Raw genomic sequence first — 16823 nt, 5'->3', positions numbered from 1 at the left:
CCCCTATTCCAACGGTTTCAGCTCGCCCAGCACCGTGGGGATCAGTTCCGACACCGTCGGATGGATCGGCACGGTGCGCTGCAGCACCGTGTAGGGCGCCTTGGCGTACATGACGTCGAGGATGCCGTGGATCGCCTCGTCGCCGGAGGTCCCCAGGATCGCGGCGCCAAGGATCTGCTTGGTCTGCGCGTCGACCAGCACCTTCATGAAGCCTTTCGTCTCGCCCTTCTCGATGGCGCGGCCGACGCGGGTCATCGGGCGGGTTCCGACCAGGGCCGGGCGGCCCGAACTGCGAACCTCGGCCTCGCTCATCCCCACCCGGCCCAGCGGCGGGTCGGTATAGAGGGCGTAGGCGGTCAGGCGGTCGGTGACCTTCCTGGGATCGTCGTCCAGTAGGTTGGCGGCGATGATCTCGAAGTCGTTGTAGGCGGTGTGGGTGAAGGCCCCGCGCCCGTTGCAGTCGCCCATGGCCCAGATCGACGGGACGTTGGTGCGCAGGGCCTCGTCGACCGTGACATAGCCGCGCTTGTCGACAGCGACGCCGGCCGCCTCCAGGCCCAGGTCGTCGGTGTTGGGCTTGCGGCCGACGGCCAGCAGGGTGTGCGAGCCCTTCACGGCCGGCTCGCCCTCGGTGCAGGAGACGTGGACGCAGACGCCCTCTTCGCCCCCTTCCGTCTTGCAGGGCGAGAAGCTGATGCACTCGGCGTTCAGCCGCACCGCGATCCCCTCGGCCTCGAGGATCTCGCGCACGGCGTCGGAAACCTCGGGATCCTCGCGGCCGATCAGGCGCGGGCCCATCTCGACCACGGTCACCTGGGCGCCGAAGCGCCGGTACATCTGGGCGAACTCCAGCCCGATATAGCTGCCGCCGACGATCACCAGGTGCTCGGGCAGCACGTCCAGCTGCATCATGCCGACATTGGTCAGGTACGAGATGTCATCGACGCCCGGCATGTCCGGGACGTTGGCGCGGCCGCCGACATTGAGGAAGATCTTCGGCGCCTCCAGCACCTGGCCGTCGACCTCGACGGTGGTGGGCGAGGTCAGGCGGGCGTGGCCTTCGAAGACCGTCAGGCCGTCCATGCCCTTCAGCCATTTTTCCACGTTGCCGCGCGCGTTTCGGACGACGGTCTGCTGGCGTTCCTTGACCGCCTTCATGTCGACGCCGACGGGGCCCTGCAGCACGACGCCGTAGTCGGCCGCCCGGCGGGCCAGGTGCGCGGCATAGGCGCTGGCCACCAGGGTCTTGGTCGGCATGCAGCCGGTGTTGACGCAGGTGCCGCCGAACAGCTTGCGCTCGACCAGGGCCACCTTCCAGCCGGCGGCGGTCAGGCGGCCGGCGAGGGAAGGCCCGGCCTGGCCGGCCCCGATGATGATGGCGTCGAAGGTCATGCTCACGAAACCGCCGAGACGATCAGATAGGCGCCGCCCAGAGCGATCACGTCTTCGACAAGAGCCGCCGGCGTGTCGCGCTTGAAGGCCTTGGCCAGGCGGCCGCGCAGCTCGGCGCCGCCCAAGGTGCCGATCACCGCGCCGATGACGCCCAAAATCGCCCCGACGATCCAGGCGCCGCCGGCGAAGCCGATCGCGGCGCCCGAGAAGCCGCCGGCGACGATGCGCGCCCCGAACTGCGGCGGGACCTTGCGGCTGGGGGTCATGGGCAGCTGGTCGGTGACCAGTTCGACCGCCGCCAGGGCGGTGAAGATCCAGGTGGCGATATTGCCGCCCAGCCAGGCCAGCGGCGTGCCGGCCAGCGGGATCCAGCCGAGATGCGCGGCCCAGGCGACGGCGGCGGGGGCGGTCATGGCCCGCAGGCCGGCGATCACGCCGATGAGCAGGGCGAGGACGTAGAGGGTCATGCGAGAACTCCCGAGCGTCGCCGCGATCAGGCGCGCTCCGGGAGCAAAGCGCAAGCGTCGGGCGTCGGCTTGGATGTTCCGGCTGCGGTTCGCCCGATCAGCCCTTCAGCGGGTACTCCCGCTCCAGCCGGTAGACCGAGCCTTCCTTGGTCTGCCAGCTGGAATAGAGGCCGAAGCGATCGACGTGGAACGGCGGCGAGTGCAGCAGGTTGTTGCGCTGGATCCAGGCGCCGACCTCGGGCGCGGTCGCGCGCTTCAGATAGGCCAGGGTGACGTGCGGCAGGTAGGTGCGGGTCTCGGGCTTCAGCTCGGCCTTGCGGGCGGCGCTTTCGTTGGCCTTCTGCAGGCGGCGCAGCAGAGGCTCGTCCTCGACCCCGGCCCAGACGGCGTGCATGTCGGCGCCCTCGCCGAAGTGGCCGGCGCCCTTGAGCTCCAGGTCGAAGGCGGGCGCCTCGATCTCCGCCAGCGCTTCGTCGAGGTCGGTGGCCACCGTTTCCTGCACGTCGCCGATGAAGCGCAGGGTGACGTGGAAGGCCTCAAGCGGGCGCCAGCGGGCGCCTTCGATGCCGGATTGTCGGGACTGGAGCGGCGCGCCGATCTCGGAGGGGATGGCGATCGCGGTGAACAGACGGATCATGCCGCCAGCCTAGACGCCTTCCCGGCCAGGCTCAAAGCCCCTGCCGTCGGCGCCTTGCCGATCACCTAAATTGTCTGACAAATAGCCTCGCTCAGGAGGACCGGCGCCAAGGCCGGGCGGGCGGGAGGCAGGCGATGACGGGACCCTCGATGGATCGGCGCGGGGTGTTGCTGGCGGGGATGGGCGCGAGCCTGGCGGCCGGCCCGGGCGTCGCCGCGACGCCGGCGGGCAAGCCGACGCTGCTGGCCCAGCGCCCGCCGATGGGCTGGAACAGCTGGAACAGCTTCGCCACCACCATCACCGAGGCCCAGGCGCTGGAGACCGCCCGGATCATGGCCGCGAAACTTCTGCCGTTCGGCTACGACGTCTTCACGGTCGACATCCAGTGGTACGAGCCGGAGGCGGCCAGCTACGACTACAACCGCAATCCCCAGCCGGCGATGGACGGCCATGGTCGTCTTGTCCCCGCCCCTAACCGCTTTCCCTCCAGCGCCGGCGGCCAGGGCTTCAAGCCGCTGGCCGACCAGGCGCATGCGCTGGGCCTGAAGTTCGGCGTGCACCTGATGCGGGGCATCCCGCGCGCAGCGGTGAAGGCCAACCTGCCGGTGCTGGGGACCAGCGTCCGCGCCGCCGACGTCGCCGATACGTCGAGCGTCTGTTCGTGGAATCCCGACATGTACGGGGTCGACATGCGCAAGCCCGGCGCCCAGGCCTATTACGACAGCGTCTTCCGGCTGTTCGCCCAATGGGGCGTCGGCTTCGTGAAGATGGACGACATGAGCCGTCCCTACGACGCCCACGCCGCCGAGATCGAGGCGGCGCACAAGGCGATCAAGGCGTCGGGCCGACCGATGATCCTCAGCCTGTCGCCGGGCGAGACGCCCGTGCCGCGCGCCGAGCACGTGCGCCGGTACGCCCAGATGTGGCGCATCTCCGACGACTTCTGGGACGAGTGGTCGATGCTGGAGGCGCAGTTCACGAGGCTGGAGAACTGGAACGCCTTCCGGGCCCCGGGCGCCTGGCCCGACGCCGACATGCTGCCGCTGGGCCGGCTGGCCCTGGGCAAGCGCGACAGCAAGTTCACCCCCGACGAGCAGCAGACCCTGATGACCCTATGGTCGATCGCCCGTTCGCCGCTGATCATGGGCGGCGACCTGCGCCATCTGGACGAGGCCACCCTGGCCCTGCTGACCAATCGAGAGGTGCTGGCGGTCAACCAGGCCAGCACCGGCAACCAGCCGCACTTTGTGGAAGACGGGACGCGGGTCTGGTCGGCGCGGCCGGAGGGGCGTCCGGCCGAGCGCTACCTGGCGCTGTTCAACACGACGGGAAAGCCGAAGACGGTGGGGGTGGCCTTGCGGGAGCTTGGCTTGGTCGACGGCGTGTCGGCAAGGGACCTGTGGAGCGGACAGGACCTCGGGCCGGTGTCCGGGCGCGTGGAGCGGACATTGCCGCCGCATGGCTCGGCGCTGCTGCGGTTGGGCGCATGAGATCCTCCCCCTGAAGGGGGAGGTGTCGGCGAAGCCGACGGAGGGGGAAGAGCCAATTCTTACTGGCGAGCGCCGCGGAAGCTGAAAACGGCCCCCCTCAGTCGCTCCGCGACAGCTCCCCCAGAGGGGGAGCATCCTGGTGTCAGTCCTCGTCGGACTGCGGCCCTTCGGGCTCGCCCACCATGTTCGGCGGGTCGGCAAGCACCAAGCGTTCGGCCAGCTTCACTTCCGGCGCGGCGGCGCGGGTGAAGGGCAGGTACCAGGTCTGGCCGCCGAGCGGCGGGGTGATCTCGAGCAGGTCGCCGGCGCCGAAGTCCTGGACGCTCTTGATCTTGCCCAGATCCTCGCCGGTGGCGATGTGGCGCACGGCCATGCCGACCAGGTCGGCGAGATAGAATTCGTCCTCGTCGGGCTCGGGCAGGGTCGAGCGGGGGACGAAGAGCTTGAGGCCGCGCAGGGCGTCGGCGGCTTCCTTGGTGGTGATCTCGGCGCAGCGGCAGATCAAACCGTCTTTGACCGCTCTTGCCTGGGAGATCGACAGGGCGGGCGAGCCGTCCTGGCGCAGGAGCCGCTTGAAGCCCTTCAGGGCCATCGGCTCTTCGGTATAGGTCGAGATCCGCACCTCGCCGCGCACGCCGAAGCCGCCGGCCACGCGGCCGACCAGGATCAACGGATCATCGGGGGAGATGGACATCGACTTGAGTCTTTCCGGACCAAGCCGGGGTCGTTGGTGAAGCGAGACCCCCGCCCTTCGACAGGCTCAGGGTGAGGGTTTCTACTGCTTCGGCCTGTGACATGGTCCTCGTCCTGAGCTTGTTCCCCGGGTCCGACCAAAGGTCGGCCCGAGGATGAACTCTGGACGAGGACCACGCACAGTTCCGGAAGGGATTAGCCTTCCGAAGCTTCTTCGGCGGCGGCCGGAGCTTCTTCAGCCGGAGCTTCTTCGGCAGCCGGAGCAGCAGCGGCTTCGGCGGCGGCCGCGGCGGCGGCTTCAGCGGCGGCCTTGGCGTCTTCCTTGGCCTGGGCTTCGGCGGCGGCGCGCTCTTCTTCGCGCTGGGCGCGCTCGGCGGTGCGTTCCTTGGCCTTCTTGCCCGGCTCGGCCTTCTGCGGGTTGTTGCCGGCGGTCCAGGCGCCGACGCCTTGGGCGGCCAGGAAGCGGGCGACGCGGTCGGTCGGCTGGGCGCCCTTCTTGAGCCACTCTTGGATCGACTCGAGCTTCAGGGTGACGCGCGCGGGGTCATCCTTCTTCAGGAGCGGGTTGTAGGTGCCGACCTTCTCGATGAAACGGCCATCGCGCGGCGAGTGGCTGTCAGCGACGACGATCGAGTAGTACGGGCGCTTCTTGGCGCCGCCACGGGCGAGACGGATCTTCAGCATTGTCGTTAGTCCTTGGATCTAAAGCTATTTTTTCTTGAACGGATTGAAGCCGGGCGGCAGGCCGCCCAGGCCGGAGAGCGGGTTGGCCCCGCCCCCGAGGCCCGGCAGACCGGGCAGCCCCGAAAGGCCTTGGCCTTCCGTCGCGTTGGGATCGACGGCGGGCATCTTGCCGCCGCCGAGGGATTTCAAACGAGCCATGTCGCCGCCGCCGAGCATGCCGGCCATGCGGGCCAAGCCCTTGCCGCCGTCCTTGCTCATCGACTTGAACATGTCGGCCATCTGGCGGTGCTGCTTGAGCAGGCGATTGACCTCGGCCACGTCGACGCCCGAACCGGCGGCGATGCGGCGCTTGCGCGAGGCCGCCAGGATGTCGGGCTTTTTGCGCTCTTCCTTGGTCATCGAGCTGATGATCGCCTGCTGGCGGCGGAAGATGCTGTCGTCGATGCCGCTTTCGGCGATCTGCTTCTTGACCTTCTGGACGCCCGGCAGGAGGCCCATGATGCCTTCCATGCCGCCCATCTTCTGCATCTGCGACAGCTGGGACGACAGGTCGTCGAGGTCGAACTTGCCCTTGGCCAGCTTGCGGGCCATGCGCTCGGCTTCGGCCGCGTCGAGGTCGGCGGCGGCCTTCTCGACCAGGGCCACCACGTCGCCCTGGCCCAGGATCCGGCCGGCGACGCGGCGGGCGTCGAAGACGTCGAGCTGGTCGATCTTCTCGCCGGCGCCGAGGAACTTGATCGGCAGGCCGGTGACGTGGCGCATCGACAGCGCCGCGCCGCCTCGGCCGTCGCCGTCGGCGCGGGTCAGGATCAGACCGGTGAGCGGCAGGCGCTCGTGGAAGGCCTTCGCCGTGCGCACGGCGTCCTGGCCGGTGAGGCTGTCGGCGACCAGGATGGTCTCGGAGGGATTGGCGATGCGGGCGATTTCCGCCGCTTCGCTCATCATCGCCTCGTCCAGCGTGGTGCGGCCGGCGGTGTCGAGGATCAGGACGTCGTAGCCGCTGAGTTTGGCGGCGGTGAGGGCGCGCTTGGCGATGTCCGGCGCGCTCTGGCCGGCCACGATCGGCAGGCTCTCGACGCCGACCTGCTTGGCCAGGGTCGCCAGCTGCTCCATGGCGGCGGGGCGACGGGTGTCGAGCGAGGCGACCAGCACCTTCTTGCGCTCGGTCTTGGAGAGGCGCAGGGCCAGCTTGCCGGTGGTGGTGGTCTTGCCCGAGCCTTGCAGGCCGGCCATCAGGATGATGGTCGGCGGGTTCAAGGCCAGGTTCAGGCCGGTGGGGACGTCGCCGCCCAGCATCTCGACCAGGCCGTCATAGACGATCTTGACCACCTGGTCGGCCGGCTTGACCGAGCGGATGACGGACTCGCCCGAGGCCTGTTCCTTGGCCTTGGAGATGAAGTCCTTGACGACCGGCAGGGCGACGTCGGCTTCCAGCAGGGCGACGCGGACTTCGCGCAGCGCCTCGTCGATGTCCTTTTCGGACAGCACGCCGCGACCGCCGAGGCGGTCGAATACGCCGGAGAGCCGCTCTGTAAGGCCGTCGAACATGCGAAACCCTGGGTAAGAACCAAAGCTCCAAACGCGATCAGCCCCCGTGGACGATCACGTCGACGGGGGTCCTCGCCGTCCTCGTCCGGATGGATCCTGCGCTAGCAGGCCGGGGTCGTGACGGTGGAGGCGCTGCTGATAAAGCGCCGGAAGTGGGCGCTTATGCGGGAGCGCTGTGGAAAATGCAAGGATTTCGAGTCGCTTGGGCTACTCGGCCCACGCCAGGCCTGGCGCGCCGCCATCGCAGGACGGGCAGCGGCGCAGCCAGATGTCGGAGCCGTTCGCACCGTACATGTGGAAGCAGGCCTCGCAGCGCAGAACCTAAACCAGTTGATTGTGGTCGTTGCCCGCCGTGTCGGTCCGGCGTTGGACGACCTGGCCATTGCGGTTTCTGTAGCCAGGTTGGGTCGTGCCTCGTTTGGACATGGACCGTTCCTTTTGCATGGCGCATGCTTATACGAGAGCGGCGCCAGCGTCTTCCTTTGCCTTTCCGTCCGCGGAGGATTAAGGGCTTCATCGAACGCGTTCGACGGGATGCGGTCAGGGATTGGGGTCCCGTTTCGTCTGGTCTGCTCGCAAGGACTCCATGTCGACCAAGCTCCTGTCCGCCGCCGTGGCGGCTCTCGCCCTGCTGCCCGCCGCCGCCCTGGCCCAAGCTCTGCCCTACAAGGACATCGAAGCCCCCGCGACCTGGGAGGTCGATGTCGGCGGCGGTCCCGTCTACGGCTTCTCGCCGGGCGGCAAGGACCCGCACAAGACCAACTTCACCTTCTGGGGCAGCGCCCACTGGAAGGGGAAGATCTACGCCAACGGCCTGGACGGCCTGGGGTACAACGTCATCAACGACGAGACCCTGCACGTCGGCGCCCAGTTGCGCCCGCGCTGGGGCGGCCCCGACGACACCGACAGCGGCATCCAGAGCCCCGACACCGGCGCGGACCTGGCCGTCTACGCCTACAAGCGCACCTGGAAGGACTTCGTGGTCGGCGGCCGCATCGGTCGCGACGTGACCGGCGTCTCCGACGGCTGGGACTTCTGGGGCTCGGTGTCGCGCCAGGACGTGACGCCGGTGGGCCTGTTGCAGTCGATGGTCTATGCCCGCGGCGGCGACAAGAACACCAATCGCACCTTCTATGGCGTGTCGGCCAAGGACGTGGCGGCCGTGCCGAGCCTGACGCAGTACGATCCCAAGGGCGGGCTGAACCAGGTGGGCGTGGCCTTCCTGATGATGACCCCGATCGGCGACAAGTACGCGGTGGGAACCTTCGCCAACTACGAGCGCATCCTGGGCGAGGCCGCCGACAGCCCGCTGATCGAGCGCTACGGCCAGCAGGACGAATACCGCGGCGGCCTGATCGTCGTTCGGCGGTTCATCGGGCGGTAGTTGGGAACTCCCTTCCGTAAAATCCCCGCGAAAGCGGGGACCCAGGCTTCTTCTGCAACCCACGGCGCTCGACGATAAAACACCTGGGCCCCCGCTTTCGCGGGGGTTTTACGGGGTTTGAGAGCGTTCTTTCCTCAGCTCGGCGAGGTCACCGTCGCGCCCTGGGCTTTCAGCCGATCGAGCACGCCGTTGCCGGGCAGCAGGAAGGCCAGGTCGACGACGGCGACGGTGACGCCAGGCCGCTCCAGCGCTTCGGACAGGGCCTTGGCCGACTGGCCGATCTGCTCGTTGAGCAAGCCCGCACCGCCGGGCGCGCGCAGCAGGCAGCGCTGGGCGGCGCTGGACGAGTAGCGGGCGCGCACCGAGGCGATGTCGCCGTTGGCCCAGTCGGTTCCCAGCGTGTTCCAGCGCGGGGCCTCGTAGTCGATCTCGTTGAGGGCGTCGCGCAGGCAGGCCAGGTTGGCCTCGTCCGACAGCTTGCCGGCCGCACTGAGCACCGGGCCCAGGCGGTACTGGCTCATGGCCTTGACCTTGACGCCCTTGGCTTTCGCCATGCGCTCGATGGTGCTGACCGGCTTGGCTTCCGACAGACCGGCGGCCTGGCGGAAGTCGGACAGCACGATGAAGCCCGCCACGGCCGGCTTCCAGTCCTTGTAGGGGATCGCGGTGCGGCGCGCCTGGGTGCGAGCCTTGACGAAGCGATCCTTCAGGTCGGGCGGCAGCTGGTCTTCCAGCTTCTTGCCGAAGCCCTGGCGCACGCCGCCGCCGCCGGTCAGGAAGAACTTGGTGACCTGCATCGGCCCGACCGAGGCTTCGGGCGGCACCAGCACCAGGCTGGCCTGGTCGAGAGCCCGGTTCAGGCGCGGGCTTTCCCACTTCAGCTGGTGCGGCAGCGGTTGGGCCGAACCCAGCACGTAGAGCTTTGCCCCGTTCTTCTCGACCAGCCACAGGGCGGGACCCGGCGGACGGGCGACCACCAGCAGTTCCTCGACTACGGCGCTGCCCGGATCGGCCGGTTGCAGCTCGACGGTCGGCGTCTGGGCTACGGCGGGAACGGCGAAGGCCAGCGCCAGGGCGGTGAGCGCCGCGATGCGGGCGGGTCTCGAAACGGCCATGGGTGCTCCTCCTGCTTGCGGCCAGACATAGTGCGCGTCGGCGGATGGCGAAACGGGGGCGTGGCTTGCGCAGGTTCCCCGACGCATGGCTGTCTGCGGCGGCTGTCGGCGATCCAAGGAGGGGAAACATGCTCAAGCGGTGGATGGGAGCGGCCTGCGTGGCCGCCGTGCTGGCCGGAACCTTGGCGTCATCTGCATCAGCCCAGGCGCCGACGGCGACCGCTTCGGCCGGTGTAGCCTCGCCGGCGCTGAAGGCCCTGGTCGACGAGCACTGGGCCTGGTGGCTGAAGGGCGCGCCGGTGCAGGCCACGCTGCTGGGCGTGCGGACCTATGACGACCAGCTGGACGATCCGTCCCTGGCCTTCGCCGATCGCCGCGCCGTCGAGGCTGAAGGCTTCCTCAAGCGGCTGGACGCCATTCCCGACACTGGCCTCTCCCAGCCCGACCGGGTCAACAAGGCCATACTGCACCGCATGCTGAGCGAGCAGGTCGAGGGCAATCGCTTCGGCCAGCGCACCATGCTGTTTTCCAGCATCGGCAGCTGGCACCAGTATTTTGCCGCCCTGCCCGACATGCTGCCGTTCTTCACCAAGGCCGACTACGACAGCTACCTGAAGCGGCTCGACCTCTATCCTGCCTACAACACAGCTTCGATCGCCACGGTGCGCGAGGGCCTCTCCAAGGGCTATGTCCAGCCGTGCGCGCCGATGAAGGCGTTCGGGGCGACGATCACCGCCACCATCGCCAAGGATCCGCAGGCCTCGGCCTTCTACAAGCCGTTCAAGGGCAAGAAGCCGGCGACGATCGCCGACGCCGACTGGACCGCCATGCAGGCCCGCGCCAAGGCGATCATCACCGGCAAGATCAATCCCGCCTACCAGGCGCTGTCGGACTTCTACGAGAAGGACTACGCGCCCAAGTGCCGCAAGGACGTCGCCGCCAGCGCCCTGCCCCAGGGGTCGGCCTGGTACGCCTACCAGGTGCGGGTGATGACCACGACGACCAGGACCCCCGAGGAGATCCACCAGCTGGGCCTGTCGGAAGTGGCCCGCATCCGCGCCGAGATGGACGAGGTCGCCCGCAAGAGCGGCATCGCACCGGACCGCAAGGCCTTCATCGACAAGCTGCGCACGGATCCGAAATACTACGCCAAGACGCCGGCCGAACTGATGCGCGAGGCGACGTTCCTGGCCAAGACCATCGACGGCTGGATGCCCAAGCTGTTCGGAACCCTGCCCCGCCTGCCCTACACCGTGCGCGAGATCCCGGCCGAGATCGCCGAGGGCAACACCACGGCCTACTACAACGCCGGCTTTGCGAGCACTGGTTCTCCCGGGGTCTATTTCGTCAACACCACGCACCTCGACCAGCGGCCGCTCTACGAGATGCCCGCCCTGACGGTGCATGAGGCCGTGCCCGGCCATCACCACCAGATCGCGCTGCAGCAGGAGCTGGACCTGCCGGAGTTCCGCAAGAACGCGGCCTTCTTCACCGGCTTCGTCGAGGGCTGGGGGCTCTATTCCGAGCGCCTGGGCATCGAGATGGGTCTCTACGACACGCCCGAGAAGGACATGGGGCGGCTGTCCTACGAGATGTGGCGGGCTTGCCGCCTGGTGGTCGACACCGGCATCCATTCCAAGGGCTGGACCCGCGACCAGGCCATCGCCTTCATGCTCGACAACACCGCCCTGTCGCGGACCAACATCGAGGCCGAGGTCGACCGCTACATCACCTGGCCCGGCCAGGCCCTGGCCTACAAGCTGGGCGAGCTGAAGATCCGCGAGCTGCGCACGCGGGCCGAGACGGCGCTGGGGCCCAAGTTCGACCTGCGCGGCTTCCACGACGCGGTGCTGAAGAACGGCTCGGTCCCGCTCGACGTGCTGGAGACCCAGGTCGACGCCTGGATCGCCAGCCAGAAGGCCGGCTAGGGGGCGTCTCGACTTCAAGGTTTGGGCTTGGTCCTCGTCCTTCGACAAGCTCGGGATGAGGACCATTGATAGGCCAGGATCGCAGAAAACCTCATCCTGAGCCTGTCGAGGGACGAGGTTTCGTCTCAGATCCTGAATGTCGATCCGATCTAGGGCGTCAGACAGGCGGCCTCGACCACCGTGGCGTCCAGCGTCCCGGTGGCCGGGGCCTGCCAGTCCTGCTCGAAGCGATAGGCGTCCTCGGTCCCTTCGAGATTGTTGGCCGGATAGCGGAAGGCCGCGGCGTTGCGGAAGCGATTGGCCGAGCAGTCGACCTCGACCAGCAGCTTCTCGGACAGGAAGGGCGGCGCGTCCGGCGCCTCGGCTTCGGTGCGCGGCTGGCGAAACTCGTGGCGGACCCAGACCTGGCCCCGGGGCCTTAGGCCGTCGTTGCCCTTGGCGGTCTTGGCGAACATCAGCACCGCCCCGTCTTCGCCGGCGGCGAAGAACGGCCAGCCGTCGCCCCGCACCTTCTGGGCCCAGCGCGGCATGGGCTTGGCCTTTTCGCCGGGGGTGACGACGACGCCGTCGACGGCGGCTGAGGAAGGGGTCTGGGCGGGCGGCGGCGCGGCGGCCTGGACGGCCAGCGACAGCCCCGTGGCGAGCATCAGGTCGGCGAGGGTCACCGGCGGCCTCCCATGTCGGACGCGGGGCGCCCTTTCCTTCGTTGCTGGTCACGGTAACATGGGTATCCGAGCGATCAACCGGCCGAGGGCTTGCCGATGACGATCAAGGCCGCCGCGCTGTCGATGCTGCTGCTCGCCGCCCTGGCCGGCGCGGCGCAGGCCGCCCCGACCCGCAAGGACAGCTGGGGCAAGCCGGGGATCAGCTACCTGAAGTACCGCACCGACGCGGCCGAGTGCCTGCACTATGTCGAGACCGCCGCGCCGGTGAAGCTGCCCCTGGTCGACGTGGTGTTCGAGATGGACATGGCCGTGGATCCGGCGGGCGGGCTCGACGCCATGTACGCCTATGCCGACCAGCAGAAGCTGCACATGAACCGCAACTGGCGCGAGGTGCGGCGGCAGGCGACCGGGGCGGTCGAGACCTGCCTGGCGCAACGCGGCTACAGCCGTTTCAAGCTGACCAAGGCCGAGCGCGAGGAACTGGAGGGCTTGCGTGTCGGCACGCCGGCGCGGCAGCTTTACCTGTGGCGGCTGGGATCCGAGCCGCGCTGAGGAGGTCGGTCGATGAGCCTGACCGAGATCGCCCGCTTCGCCGACCTCGTCGAGGCCCAGGTCGCCGCCTCGCGGCTGCGGGCCGAGGGCGTGCCGGTGCTGGTCCAGAACGAGCACTGGGGCGCCAGCGACTACCTGATGACCATCGCCATGGGCGGCTTCCGGCTGTGGACGCCCGATGTCGACGCCGACGAGGCCCGGCGCCTGATCGCCGATCTGCGCGGCGGCGACCCGCCCGATCCCGCTCCGACGCCCGGCCGGGCGAGCTCGACGGCCAAGGCCGGGGTGGCGCTGGCCCTGGCGGCGACCTTCGGACCGGCGGTCGCCCTGCTGCTGGGCGGCAAGGGTCGCGGCAGCTGGATGCGGCCCGTCGCGCTCGGGGTGGCGGGGCTGTGCCTGGCGGTCGGGCTGGCGGCCTGGGCCGCCGCCCTGCTCGGCTAGGGCGTATCGACATTCAAGGTTCGAGCGTGGTTTTCGTCCTTCGACAAGCTCAGGATGAGGACCATTTACAGGCCCAGATCGTAGAAAAACCTCATCCTGAGCTTGTCGAAGGACGAGGTTTTCGTCTCAGATTTCGAATGTCGATCCAACCTAGGGGGCCGGGGCCGGGGCCGGGGCCGGCTGGGCCTGCAGGCTTTCCGGCTCGGCCTGTTTCTCGCCCAGCACCACGACGAAGCTGCCAGCGATAATCATCAGGCCGCCGATCGCCAAGGCCAGGGTGAGGTGGTCGCCGAACAACAGCACGCCGATCGAGGCGCCCATCAACGGCTCGATGTTGATGAACACCCCGGCGCTGGCGCTGCCCACCCGGGACGAGCCGTACTGCCAGGCGGCGGTGGCCAGCAGGGTCGACAGCACGCCCAGGCCCAGAACGCTCGTCCAGGCGATCGGCGACAGGTCCAGCGTCGGCGGGCCGTGCATGACGAAGGCGATCGGCAGCACGGTGAAGGCGGCGACGATCACGGTCACTGCCGGGATGGCCATCGGGGTCGGGGCCTTGGGCGCGCGTTTCAGCACCACCAGCCAGGCCAGGAAGATCAGCAGCGAGCCCAGCGACAGCGCCACGCCCAGCAGCGAGCCGGCCCCGTCGGGCTTGCCGGCGATCAGGGCCGCCCCGAGGGTGGCCGCGCCGACGCCCATCCACGAGGCGCGGCTGACCTTCTCGCCCATCACCTTGGCGCAGACGGCGATCAGGGCCGGCATGGCCCCGACCAGCAGCGCCGCCAGGGTGACGCTGACATGGGCCAGGCCCTCGAACTGCACCATGAAGGCCACGCCGTAGAGCGCGCCCGAGGCCAGCATCACCGGCGACTTGAAAAGGGCGCGGGCTTCCCTGGTCCTCAAGGCGAAGGGGGCGGCGACCACGGCGGCGACGATGAAGCGCAGCAGCACCATGTGGGCCGCGTCGGTCTCGCGCAGGATCAGCTTGCCCAGCGGGAAACCCAGGCCCCAGAGCGTGCCGGCGAAGATCAGGGCGAGGAAGGCGACGCGTTTCATGGGGGCCTCATGGCGTATCCGCGGCCGCCTGGCGAGAGGCGGCGCGGCCTCGATATCGCCCAGCTGCGTGTCAGGGGCTGTCAGCAGGGCCCACCGGAAGATGAAATTTTTGAAAGACGGCGCGTCGCGGCCTTGGAGCAACGGGATCAAGTGATTGATTTGCATGCACTTCGTATCAGCTCTCCTGGCAACGCTTCATTCGTGTAACATTGTTCACATCTTCAGACATTTTCGCGCCACAACCGCCCTCAACCTAGGCCGCAGTTCGTTTCCACCCCTTGCGATGGAGATCGCCATGCGTCTCGTCCTGAAGTCTCTCACCCTCGCCGCCGGCGCGGCCCTGGCGGCCGGCGTCGTCGCCGCCTCGGCCCAGCCCGCCGCTCCGCCGCCGCCGCCCGCGCCGCCGGAAGCGCCCGAGCCTCCGCCGCCTCCGCCGAGCTTCGACCACATGGTGTTCCGCGACCGCATCGGGCCGGTCCGCATGCACCAGAATCCGGAAGCCCGCGCCCAGCGCCTGCGCGACGTGCTGCAACTGACCGACCGCCAGGACGGCGCGCTGAAGGCCTACATCGCCGCGACTGGTCCTAGGGAGCGCCCTGAGCCGAGGCCGGCCCGCGACGAAAGCGCCAAGGACAAGGCGCCGCCGACCGCGCTGGAACGCCTCGACGAGCAGGCCGATCGCATGGCCAAGGTCGCCGCCGACCTCAGGGGCCGCGCCGACGCCACGCGCAGCTTCTACAACGCCCTGACGCCCAGCCAGAAGAAGGCCTTCGACGCTCTCGGCCCGGAAGTGACCGGCGCCCCGAACGTCACTGTCCGCCGCTTCGAGACCCGGGGTCCAAAGGCCGGTTTCGGCGAACGCCGGGTGATCATCCAGCGCAAGTCGGGCTCGTAAGCGCGCGAGACGATTGCGGGCGTCCTCAGGCCGATCTAAGTCAAGGTCGATGGGCGCCCGCAACCACAACAAGAACCCGTTCGATTTCCTGGCCAACCCCGAGCGGTTCATGGCCTTCTCGCGCTGGGCCGCGCCCATGTTCGGCGTGATCGCCGGCGTGCTGGCGGTGGTCGGCCTGATCCTGACCTTCACGGTTCCCGAGGACTACCAGCAGGGCGACACGGTGCGGATGATGTTCATCCACGTGCCGGCGGCCGTGCTGGCGATGTTCGTCTATCTGTGCCTGGGGATCGCCAGCTTTCTGGCCCTGGTGTTCCGCCATGCCCTGGCCGATGCGGCCGCCCAGGCCTGCGCCCCGCTGGGCGCGGCCTTTACGGTGCTGGCCCTGGCCACCGGCTCGCTGTGGGGCAAGCCGATGTGGGGAACCTGGTGGGTGTGGGACGCCCGCCTGACCTCGGTGCTGGTGCTGCTGCTGTTCTATCTCGGCTATCTGGCCCTGCGCGGGGCCATCGACGACGAGCAGAAGGCCGCCCGCGCCGCGGCCATCCTGGCGCTGGTCGGCGTCATCAACCTGCCGATCGTCAAGTTCTCGGTCGACTGGTGGAACAGCCTGCACCAGGGCTCCTCGACCCTGTTGGCCAAGCCCGAGAACCGGCTGCCGGCGGTCTATGCCTGGCCGATGCTTGTGATGCAGCTGGCCTATCTGTCGGCGTTCGGGTCGCTGTGGCTGGTGCGGATCCGGGCGCTGGTCTGGCGGCGCAAGGCGCGCAGCCTGGCGCTGAAGGCGGCGGAGGCCTGATCCCCTGATGAGCTTCGATTTCGACGCCGGCAAGTACGCCGTCTATGTCTGGCCCGCCTTCGCCCTGACGGCGGTGGTGTTCGGCTGGATGATCGTCGACAGCCTGGCCGCCGCCCGTCGCTGGCGCGCCGAGGCCGAGCGCCGGCAGGCCGAGGATCCCCGCCCGTGAAGCGCTGGCTGGCCTTCTCGCCGCTGATCGTGCTGGCGGCCCTGGCGGTGCTGTTCGCCGGCTACGCCCTCAAGCGCAATCCGCAGGTCAGCCCCGACGCCCTGGTCGGCAAGCCGGTTCCGGCTCTTTCCCTGCCAGACCTCGACAGCGGAACGCCGTCGCCGGTGCGCAGCGAAGGTGACGGGCCGATGCTGGTCAACTTCTTCGCCTCCTGGTGCGCCCCCTGCGAGGTCGAGCATCCGCAGCTGATGGCGCTGAAGGCGCGTGGCGTGCGGATCGTCGGCGTCGCCTACAAGGACGCGCCGGCCAATACCGAGGCGTTCCTCGGGCGGCTGGGCGATCCGTTCGCCGCCCGGCTGGTCGATCGCGACGGCCGTGCCGGCGTGGAGTTCGGCGTCACCGGCGTGCCCGAGACCTTCGTGGTCGACGCCCAGGGGCAGGTGGTGGCCAAGCATACCGGGCCGATCACGCCGCAGGATCTGGACGCGCTCGTTTCCAAGCTGCGTTGAAGCGTCGCGCACTTTCCGGCTTAGAAGCTCGTTAACCACGCTCGCGCACTCTGCATTAACCATGCTATCAACCGCGTCATGAGCACCGTTCGTCCCACCGGCCTGCCCGCCGTCACCGCCAGACCCTCGTCGGGCGCCGTGACTCCGGCTGGCCAGTCGCGCGCGGCGGCGTTCTTCCAGGCGGCGGTCAGCGACGCGACCAGCGCACGCCCCACGGCCTCGCCGATGACCGTGCAGCTCCAGGCCCAGACCGAGCCCCAGGCGCGCCGTACCGTGCCGCCCAAGGCCTTCACCGCGCCGACCGAGCAGCCGCAGAAGATCCTGCGCCCGGGCTCGCTGCTGAACATCCTAGTCTGAGGCTTCCTTCTCCCCTTGCGGGAGAAGGTGTCGGCGCTAGCC

The 16823-nt window shown here is 68.9% G+C and carries 19 protein-coding genes; 10 read left to right on the top strand and 9 right to left on the bottom strand.

What is annotated here, in order from left to right; translation table 11 throughout:
* Positions 1 to 3: 3 nt before the first annotated feature.
* From ACODR1_RS14015 to thpR, 3 genes are all read right to left on the bottom strand, one after another.
* Entirely contained in the window at positions 4 to 1392 is a 1389-nt protein-coding gene (locus tag ACODR1_RS14015; RefSeq protein WP_488880988.1) for an FAD-containing oxidoreductase, read from the bottom strand.
* A 2-nt stretch (positions 1393 to 1394) separates the two neighbouring features.
* A complete protein-coding gene (locus tag ACODR1_RS14010) occupies positions 1395 to 1859 on the bottom strand; it encodes a DUF4126 family protein (protein ID WP_488880987.1) in 465 nt (154 codons plus the stop codon).
* A 97-nt stretch (positions 1860 to 1956) separates the two neighbouring features.
* A complete protein-coding gene (gene thpR / locus ACODR1_RS14005) occupies positions 1957 to 2496 on the bottom strand; it encodes an RNA 2',3'-cyclic phosphodiesterase (protein ID WP_488880986.1) in 540 nt (179 codons plus the stop codon).
* Between the two features lie 134 nt (positions 2497 to 2630).
* Between thpR and ACODR1_RS14000 the strand changes: the two genes are divergently transcribed.
* Positions 2631 to 3986 carry a glycoside hydrolase family 27 protein gene (locus tag ACODR1_RS14000; protein ID WP_488880985.1) on the top strand — a complete coding sequence of 452 codons (1356 nt, stop codon included), beginning with the start codon at positions 2631 to 2633 and terminating at the stop codon, positions 3984 to 3986.
* A gap of 142 nt (positions 3987 to 4128) precedes the next feature.
* Here ACODR1_RS14000 and rimM read toward each other — a convergent pair whose 3' ends face one another.
* From rimM to ffh, 3 genes are all read right to left on the bottom strand, one after another.
* Positions 4129 to 4680 (bottom strand): ribosome maturation factor RimM, encoded by a 552-nt coding sequence (rimM, locus tag ACODR1_RS13995; protein ID WP_488880984.1) that lies wholly within the window; start codon positions 4678 to 4680, stop codon positions 4129 to 4131.
* A gap of 194 nt (positions 4681 to 4874) precedes the next feature.
* Positions 4875 to 5363 (bottom strand): 30S ribosomal protein S16, encoded by a 489-nt coding sequence (gene rpsP / locus ACODR1_RS13990; RefSeq protein WP_488880983.1) that lies wholly within the window; start codon positions 5361 to 5363, stop codon positions 4875 to 4877.
* Positions 5364 to 5387: 24 nt separating this feature from the next.
* Positions 5388 to 6911 (bottom strand): signal recognition particle protein, encoded by a 1524-nt coding sequence (ffh, locus tag ACODR1_RS13985; protein ID WP_488880982.1) that lies wholly within the window; start codon positions 6909 to 6911, stop codon positions 5388 to 5390.
* A gap of 586 nt (positions 6912 to 7497) precedes the next feature.
* On the opposite strand from ffh, the gene ACODR1_RS13980 reads away from it, so the two are divergent.
* The gene (locus ACODR1_RS13980) at positions 7498 to 8295 is read left to right on the top strand and encodes a MipA/OmpV family protein (RefSeq protein WP_488880981.1); all 798 of its coding nucleotides are present in this window, start codon (positions 7498 to 7500) and stop codon (positions 8293 to 8295) included.
* Positions 8296 to 8429: 134 nt separating this feature from the next.
* On the opposite strand, the gene ACODR1_RS13975 is transcribed toward ACODR1_RS13980, so the two are convergent.
* Positions 8430 to 9410 carry a TraB/GumN family protein gene (locus ACODR1_RS13975; RefSeq protein ID WP_488880980.1) on the bottom strand — a complete coding sequence of 327 codons (981 nt, stop codon included), beginning with the start codon at positions 9408 to 9410 and terminating at the stop codon, positions 8430 to 8432.
* A gap of 128 nt (positions 9411 to 9538) precedes the next feature.
* On the opposite strand from ACODR1_RS13975, the gene ACODR1_RS13970 reads away from it, so the two are divergent.
* Positions 9539 to 11338, top strand: a complete 1800-nt coding sequence (locus ACODR1_RS13970) for a DUF885 domain-containing protein (protein WP_488880979.1) — start codon at positions 9539 to 9541, stop codon at positions 11336 to 11338.
* 149 nt (positions 11339 to 11487) lie between these two features.
* Here the strand turns inward: ACODR1_RS13970 and ACODR1_RS13965 are convergent, their stop codons facing one another.
* On the bottom strand, positions 11488 to 12003 hold the full coding sequence (locus ACODR1_RS13965) for a surface-adhesin E family protein (protein ID WP_488880978.1): 516 nt from the start codon (positions 12001 to 12003) through the stop codon (positions 11488 to 11490).
* Positions 12004 to 12099: 96 nt separating this feature from the next.
* Between ACODR1_RS13965 and ACODR1_RS13960 the strand changes: the two genes are divergently transcribed.
* Both ACODR1_RS13960 and ACODR1_RS13955 read left to right on the top strand, forming a co-directional pair.
* Positions 12100 to 12555 (top strand): hypothetical protein, encoded by a 456-nt coding sequence (locus tag ACODR1_RS13960; protein ID WP_488880977.1) that lies wholly within the window; start codon positions 12100 to 12102, stop codon positions 12553 to 12555.
* 12 nt (positions 12556 to 12567) lie between these two features.
* The gene (locus ACODR1_RS13955; RefSeq protein ID WP_488880976.1) at positions 12568 to 12996 is read left to right on the top strand and encodes a putative signal transducing protein; all 429 of its coding nucleotides are present in this window, start codon (positions 12568 to 12570) and stop codon (positions 12994 to 12996) included.
* A gap of 150 nt (positions 12997 to 13146) precedes the next feature.
* On the opposite strand, the gene ACODR1_RS13950 is transcribed toward ACODR1_RS13955, so the two are convergent.
* Complete coding sequence (locus ACODR1_RS13950; protein WP_488880975.1) at positions 13147 to 14052, bottom strand: DMT family transporter; 906 nt, start codon at positions 14050 to 14052, stop codon at positions 13147 to 13149.
* Positions 14053 to 14347: 295 nt separating this feature from the next.
* Here ACODR1_RS13950 and ACODR1_RS13945 point away from each other — a divergent pair, with 295 nt between their 5' ends.
* From ACODR1_RS13945 to ACODR1_RS13925, 5 genes are all read left to right on the top strand, one after another.
* Entirely contained in the window at positions 14348 to 14947 is a 600-nt protein-coding gene (locus ACODR1_RS13945) for a Spy/CpxP family protein refolding chaperone (RefSeq protein WP_488880974.1), read from the top strand.
* Between the two features lie 49 nt (positions 14948 to 14996).
* The gene (gene ccmC / locus ACODR1_RS13940; protein WP_488880973.1) at positions 14997 to 15746 is read left to right on the top strand and encodes a heme ABC transporter permease CcmC; all 750 of its coding nucleotides are present in this window, start codon (positions 14997 to 14999) and stop codon (positions 15744 to 15746) included.
* A gap of 7 nt (positions 15747 to 15753) precedes the next feature.
* Positions 15754 to 15915, top strand: a complete 162-nt coding sequence (gene ccmD / locus ACODR1_RS13935) for a heme exporter protein CcmD (protein ID WP_488880972.1) — start codon at positions 15754 to 15756, stop codon at positions 15913 to 15915.
* Positions 15912 to 16424, top strand: coding sequence for a DsbE family thiol:disulfide interchange protein (locus ACODR1_RS13930; protein WP_488880971.1), 513 nt, complete (start codon positions 15912 to 15914; stop codon positions 16422 to 16424). Before ccmD ends, ACODR1_RS13930 begins: the two co-directional genes overlap by 4 nt.
* 78 nt (positions 16425 to 16502) lie before the next feature.
* Positions 16503 to 16781 (top strand): hypothetical protein, encoded by a 279-nt coding sequence (locus tag ACODR1_RS13925; protein ID WP_488880970.1) that lies wholly within the window; start codon positions 16503 to 16505, stop codon positions 16779 to 16781.
* Positions 16782 to 16823: the final 42 nt, after the last annotated feature.

The sequence above is a fragment of the Caulobacter sp. FG7 genome (assembly GCF_057808875.1).
This window is presented reverse-complemented; position numbering and strand designations above follow the sequence as displayed.

Coding starts and splice junctions, on each gene's coding strand:
- ACODR1_RS14015 (WP_488880988.1), bottom strand. CDS start 1,392: ATGACCTTCGACGCCATCATCATCGGGGCCGGCCAGGCCGGGCCTTCC.
- ACODR1_RS14010 (WP_488880987.1), bottom strand. CDS start 1,859: ATGACCCTCTACGTCCTCGCCCTGCTCATCGGCGTGATCGCCGGCCTG.
- thpR (WP_488880986.1), bottom strand. CDS start 2,496: ATGATCCGTCTGTTCACCGCGATCGCCATCCCCTCCGAGATCGGCGCG.
- ACODR1_RS14000 (WP_488880985.1), top strand. CDS start 2,631: ATGACGGGACCCTCGATGGATCGGCGCGGGGTGTTGCTGGCGGGGATG.
- rimM (WP_488880984.1), bottom strand. CDS start 4,680: ATGTCCATCTCCCCCGATGATCCGTTGATCCTGGTCGGCCGCGTGGCC.
- rpsP (WP_488880983.1), bottom strand. CDS start 5,363: ATGCTGAAGATCCGTCTCGCCCGTGGCGGCGCCAAGAAGCGCCCGTAC.
- ffh (WP_488880982.1), bottom strand. CDS start 6,911: ATGTTCGACGGCCTTACAGAGCGGCTCTCCGGCGTATTCGACCGCCTC.
- ACODR1_RS13980 (WP_488880981.1), top strand. CDS start 7,498: ATGTCGACCAAGCTCCTGTCCGCCGCCGTGGCGGCTCTCGCCCTGCTG.
- ACODR1_RS13975 (WP_488880980.1), bottom strand. CDS start 9,410: ATGGCCGTTTCGAGACCCGCCCGCATCGCGGCGCTCACCGCCCTGGCG.
- ACODR1_RS13970 (WP_488880979.1), top strand. CDS start 9,539: ATGCTCAAGCGGTGGATGGGAGCGGCCTGCGTGGCCGCCGTGCTGGCC.
- ACODR1_RS13960 (WP_488880977.1), top strand. CDS start 12,100: ATGACGATCAAGGCCGCCGCGCTGTCGATGCTGCTGCTCGCCGCCCTG.
- ACODR1_RS13955 (WP_488880976.1), top strand. CDS start 12,568: ATGAGCCTGACCGAGATCGCCCGCTTCGCCGACCTCGTCGAGGCCCAG.
- ACODR1_RS13950 (WP_488880975.1), bottom strand. CDS start 14,052: ATGAAACGCGTCGCCTTCCTCGCCCTGATCTTCGCCGGCACGCTCTGG.
- ACODR1_RS13945 (WP_488880974.1), top strand. CDS start 14,348: ATGCGTCTCGTCCTGAAGTCTCTCACCCTCGCCGCCGGCGCGGCCCTG.
- ccmC (WP_488880973.1), top strand. CDS start 14,997: ATGGGCGCCCGCAACCACAACAAGAACCCGTTCGATTTCCTGGCCAAC.
- ccmD (WP_488880972.1), top strand. CDS start 15,754: ATGAGCTTCGATTTCGACGCCGGCAAGTACGCCGTCTATGTCTGGCCC.
- ACODR1_RS13925 (WP_488880970.1), top strand. CDS start 16,503: ATGAGCACCGTTCGTCCCACCGGCCTGCCCGCCGTCACCGCCAGACCC.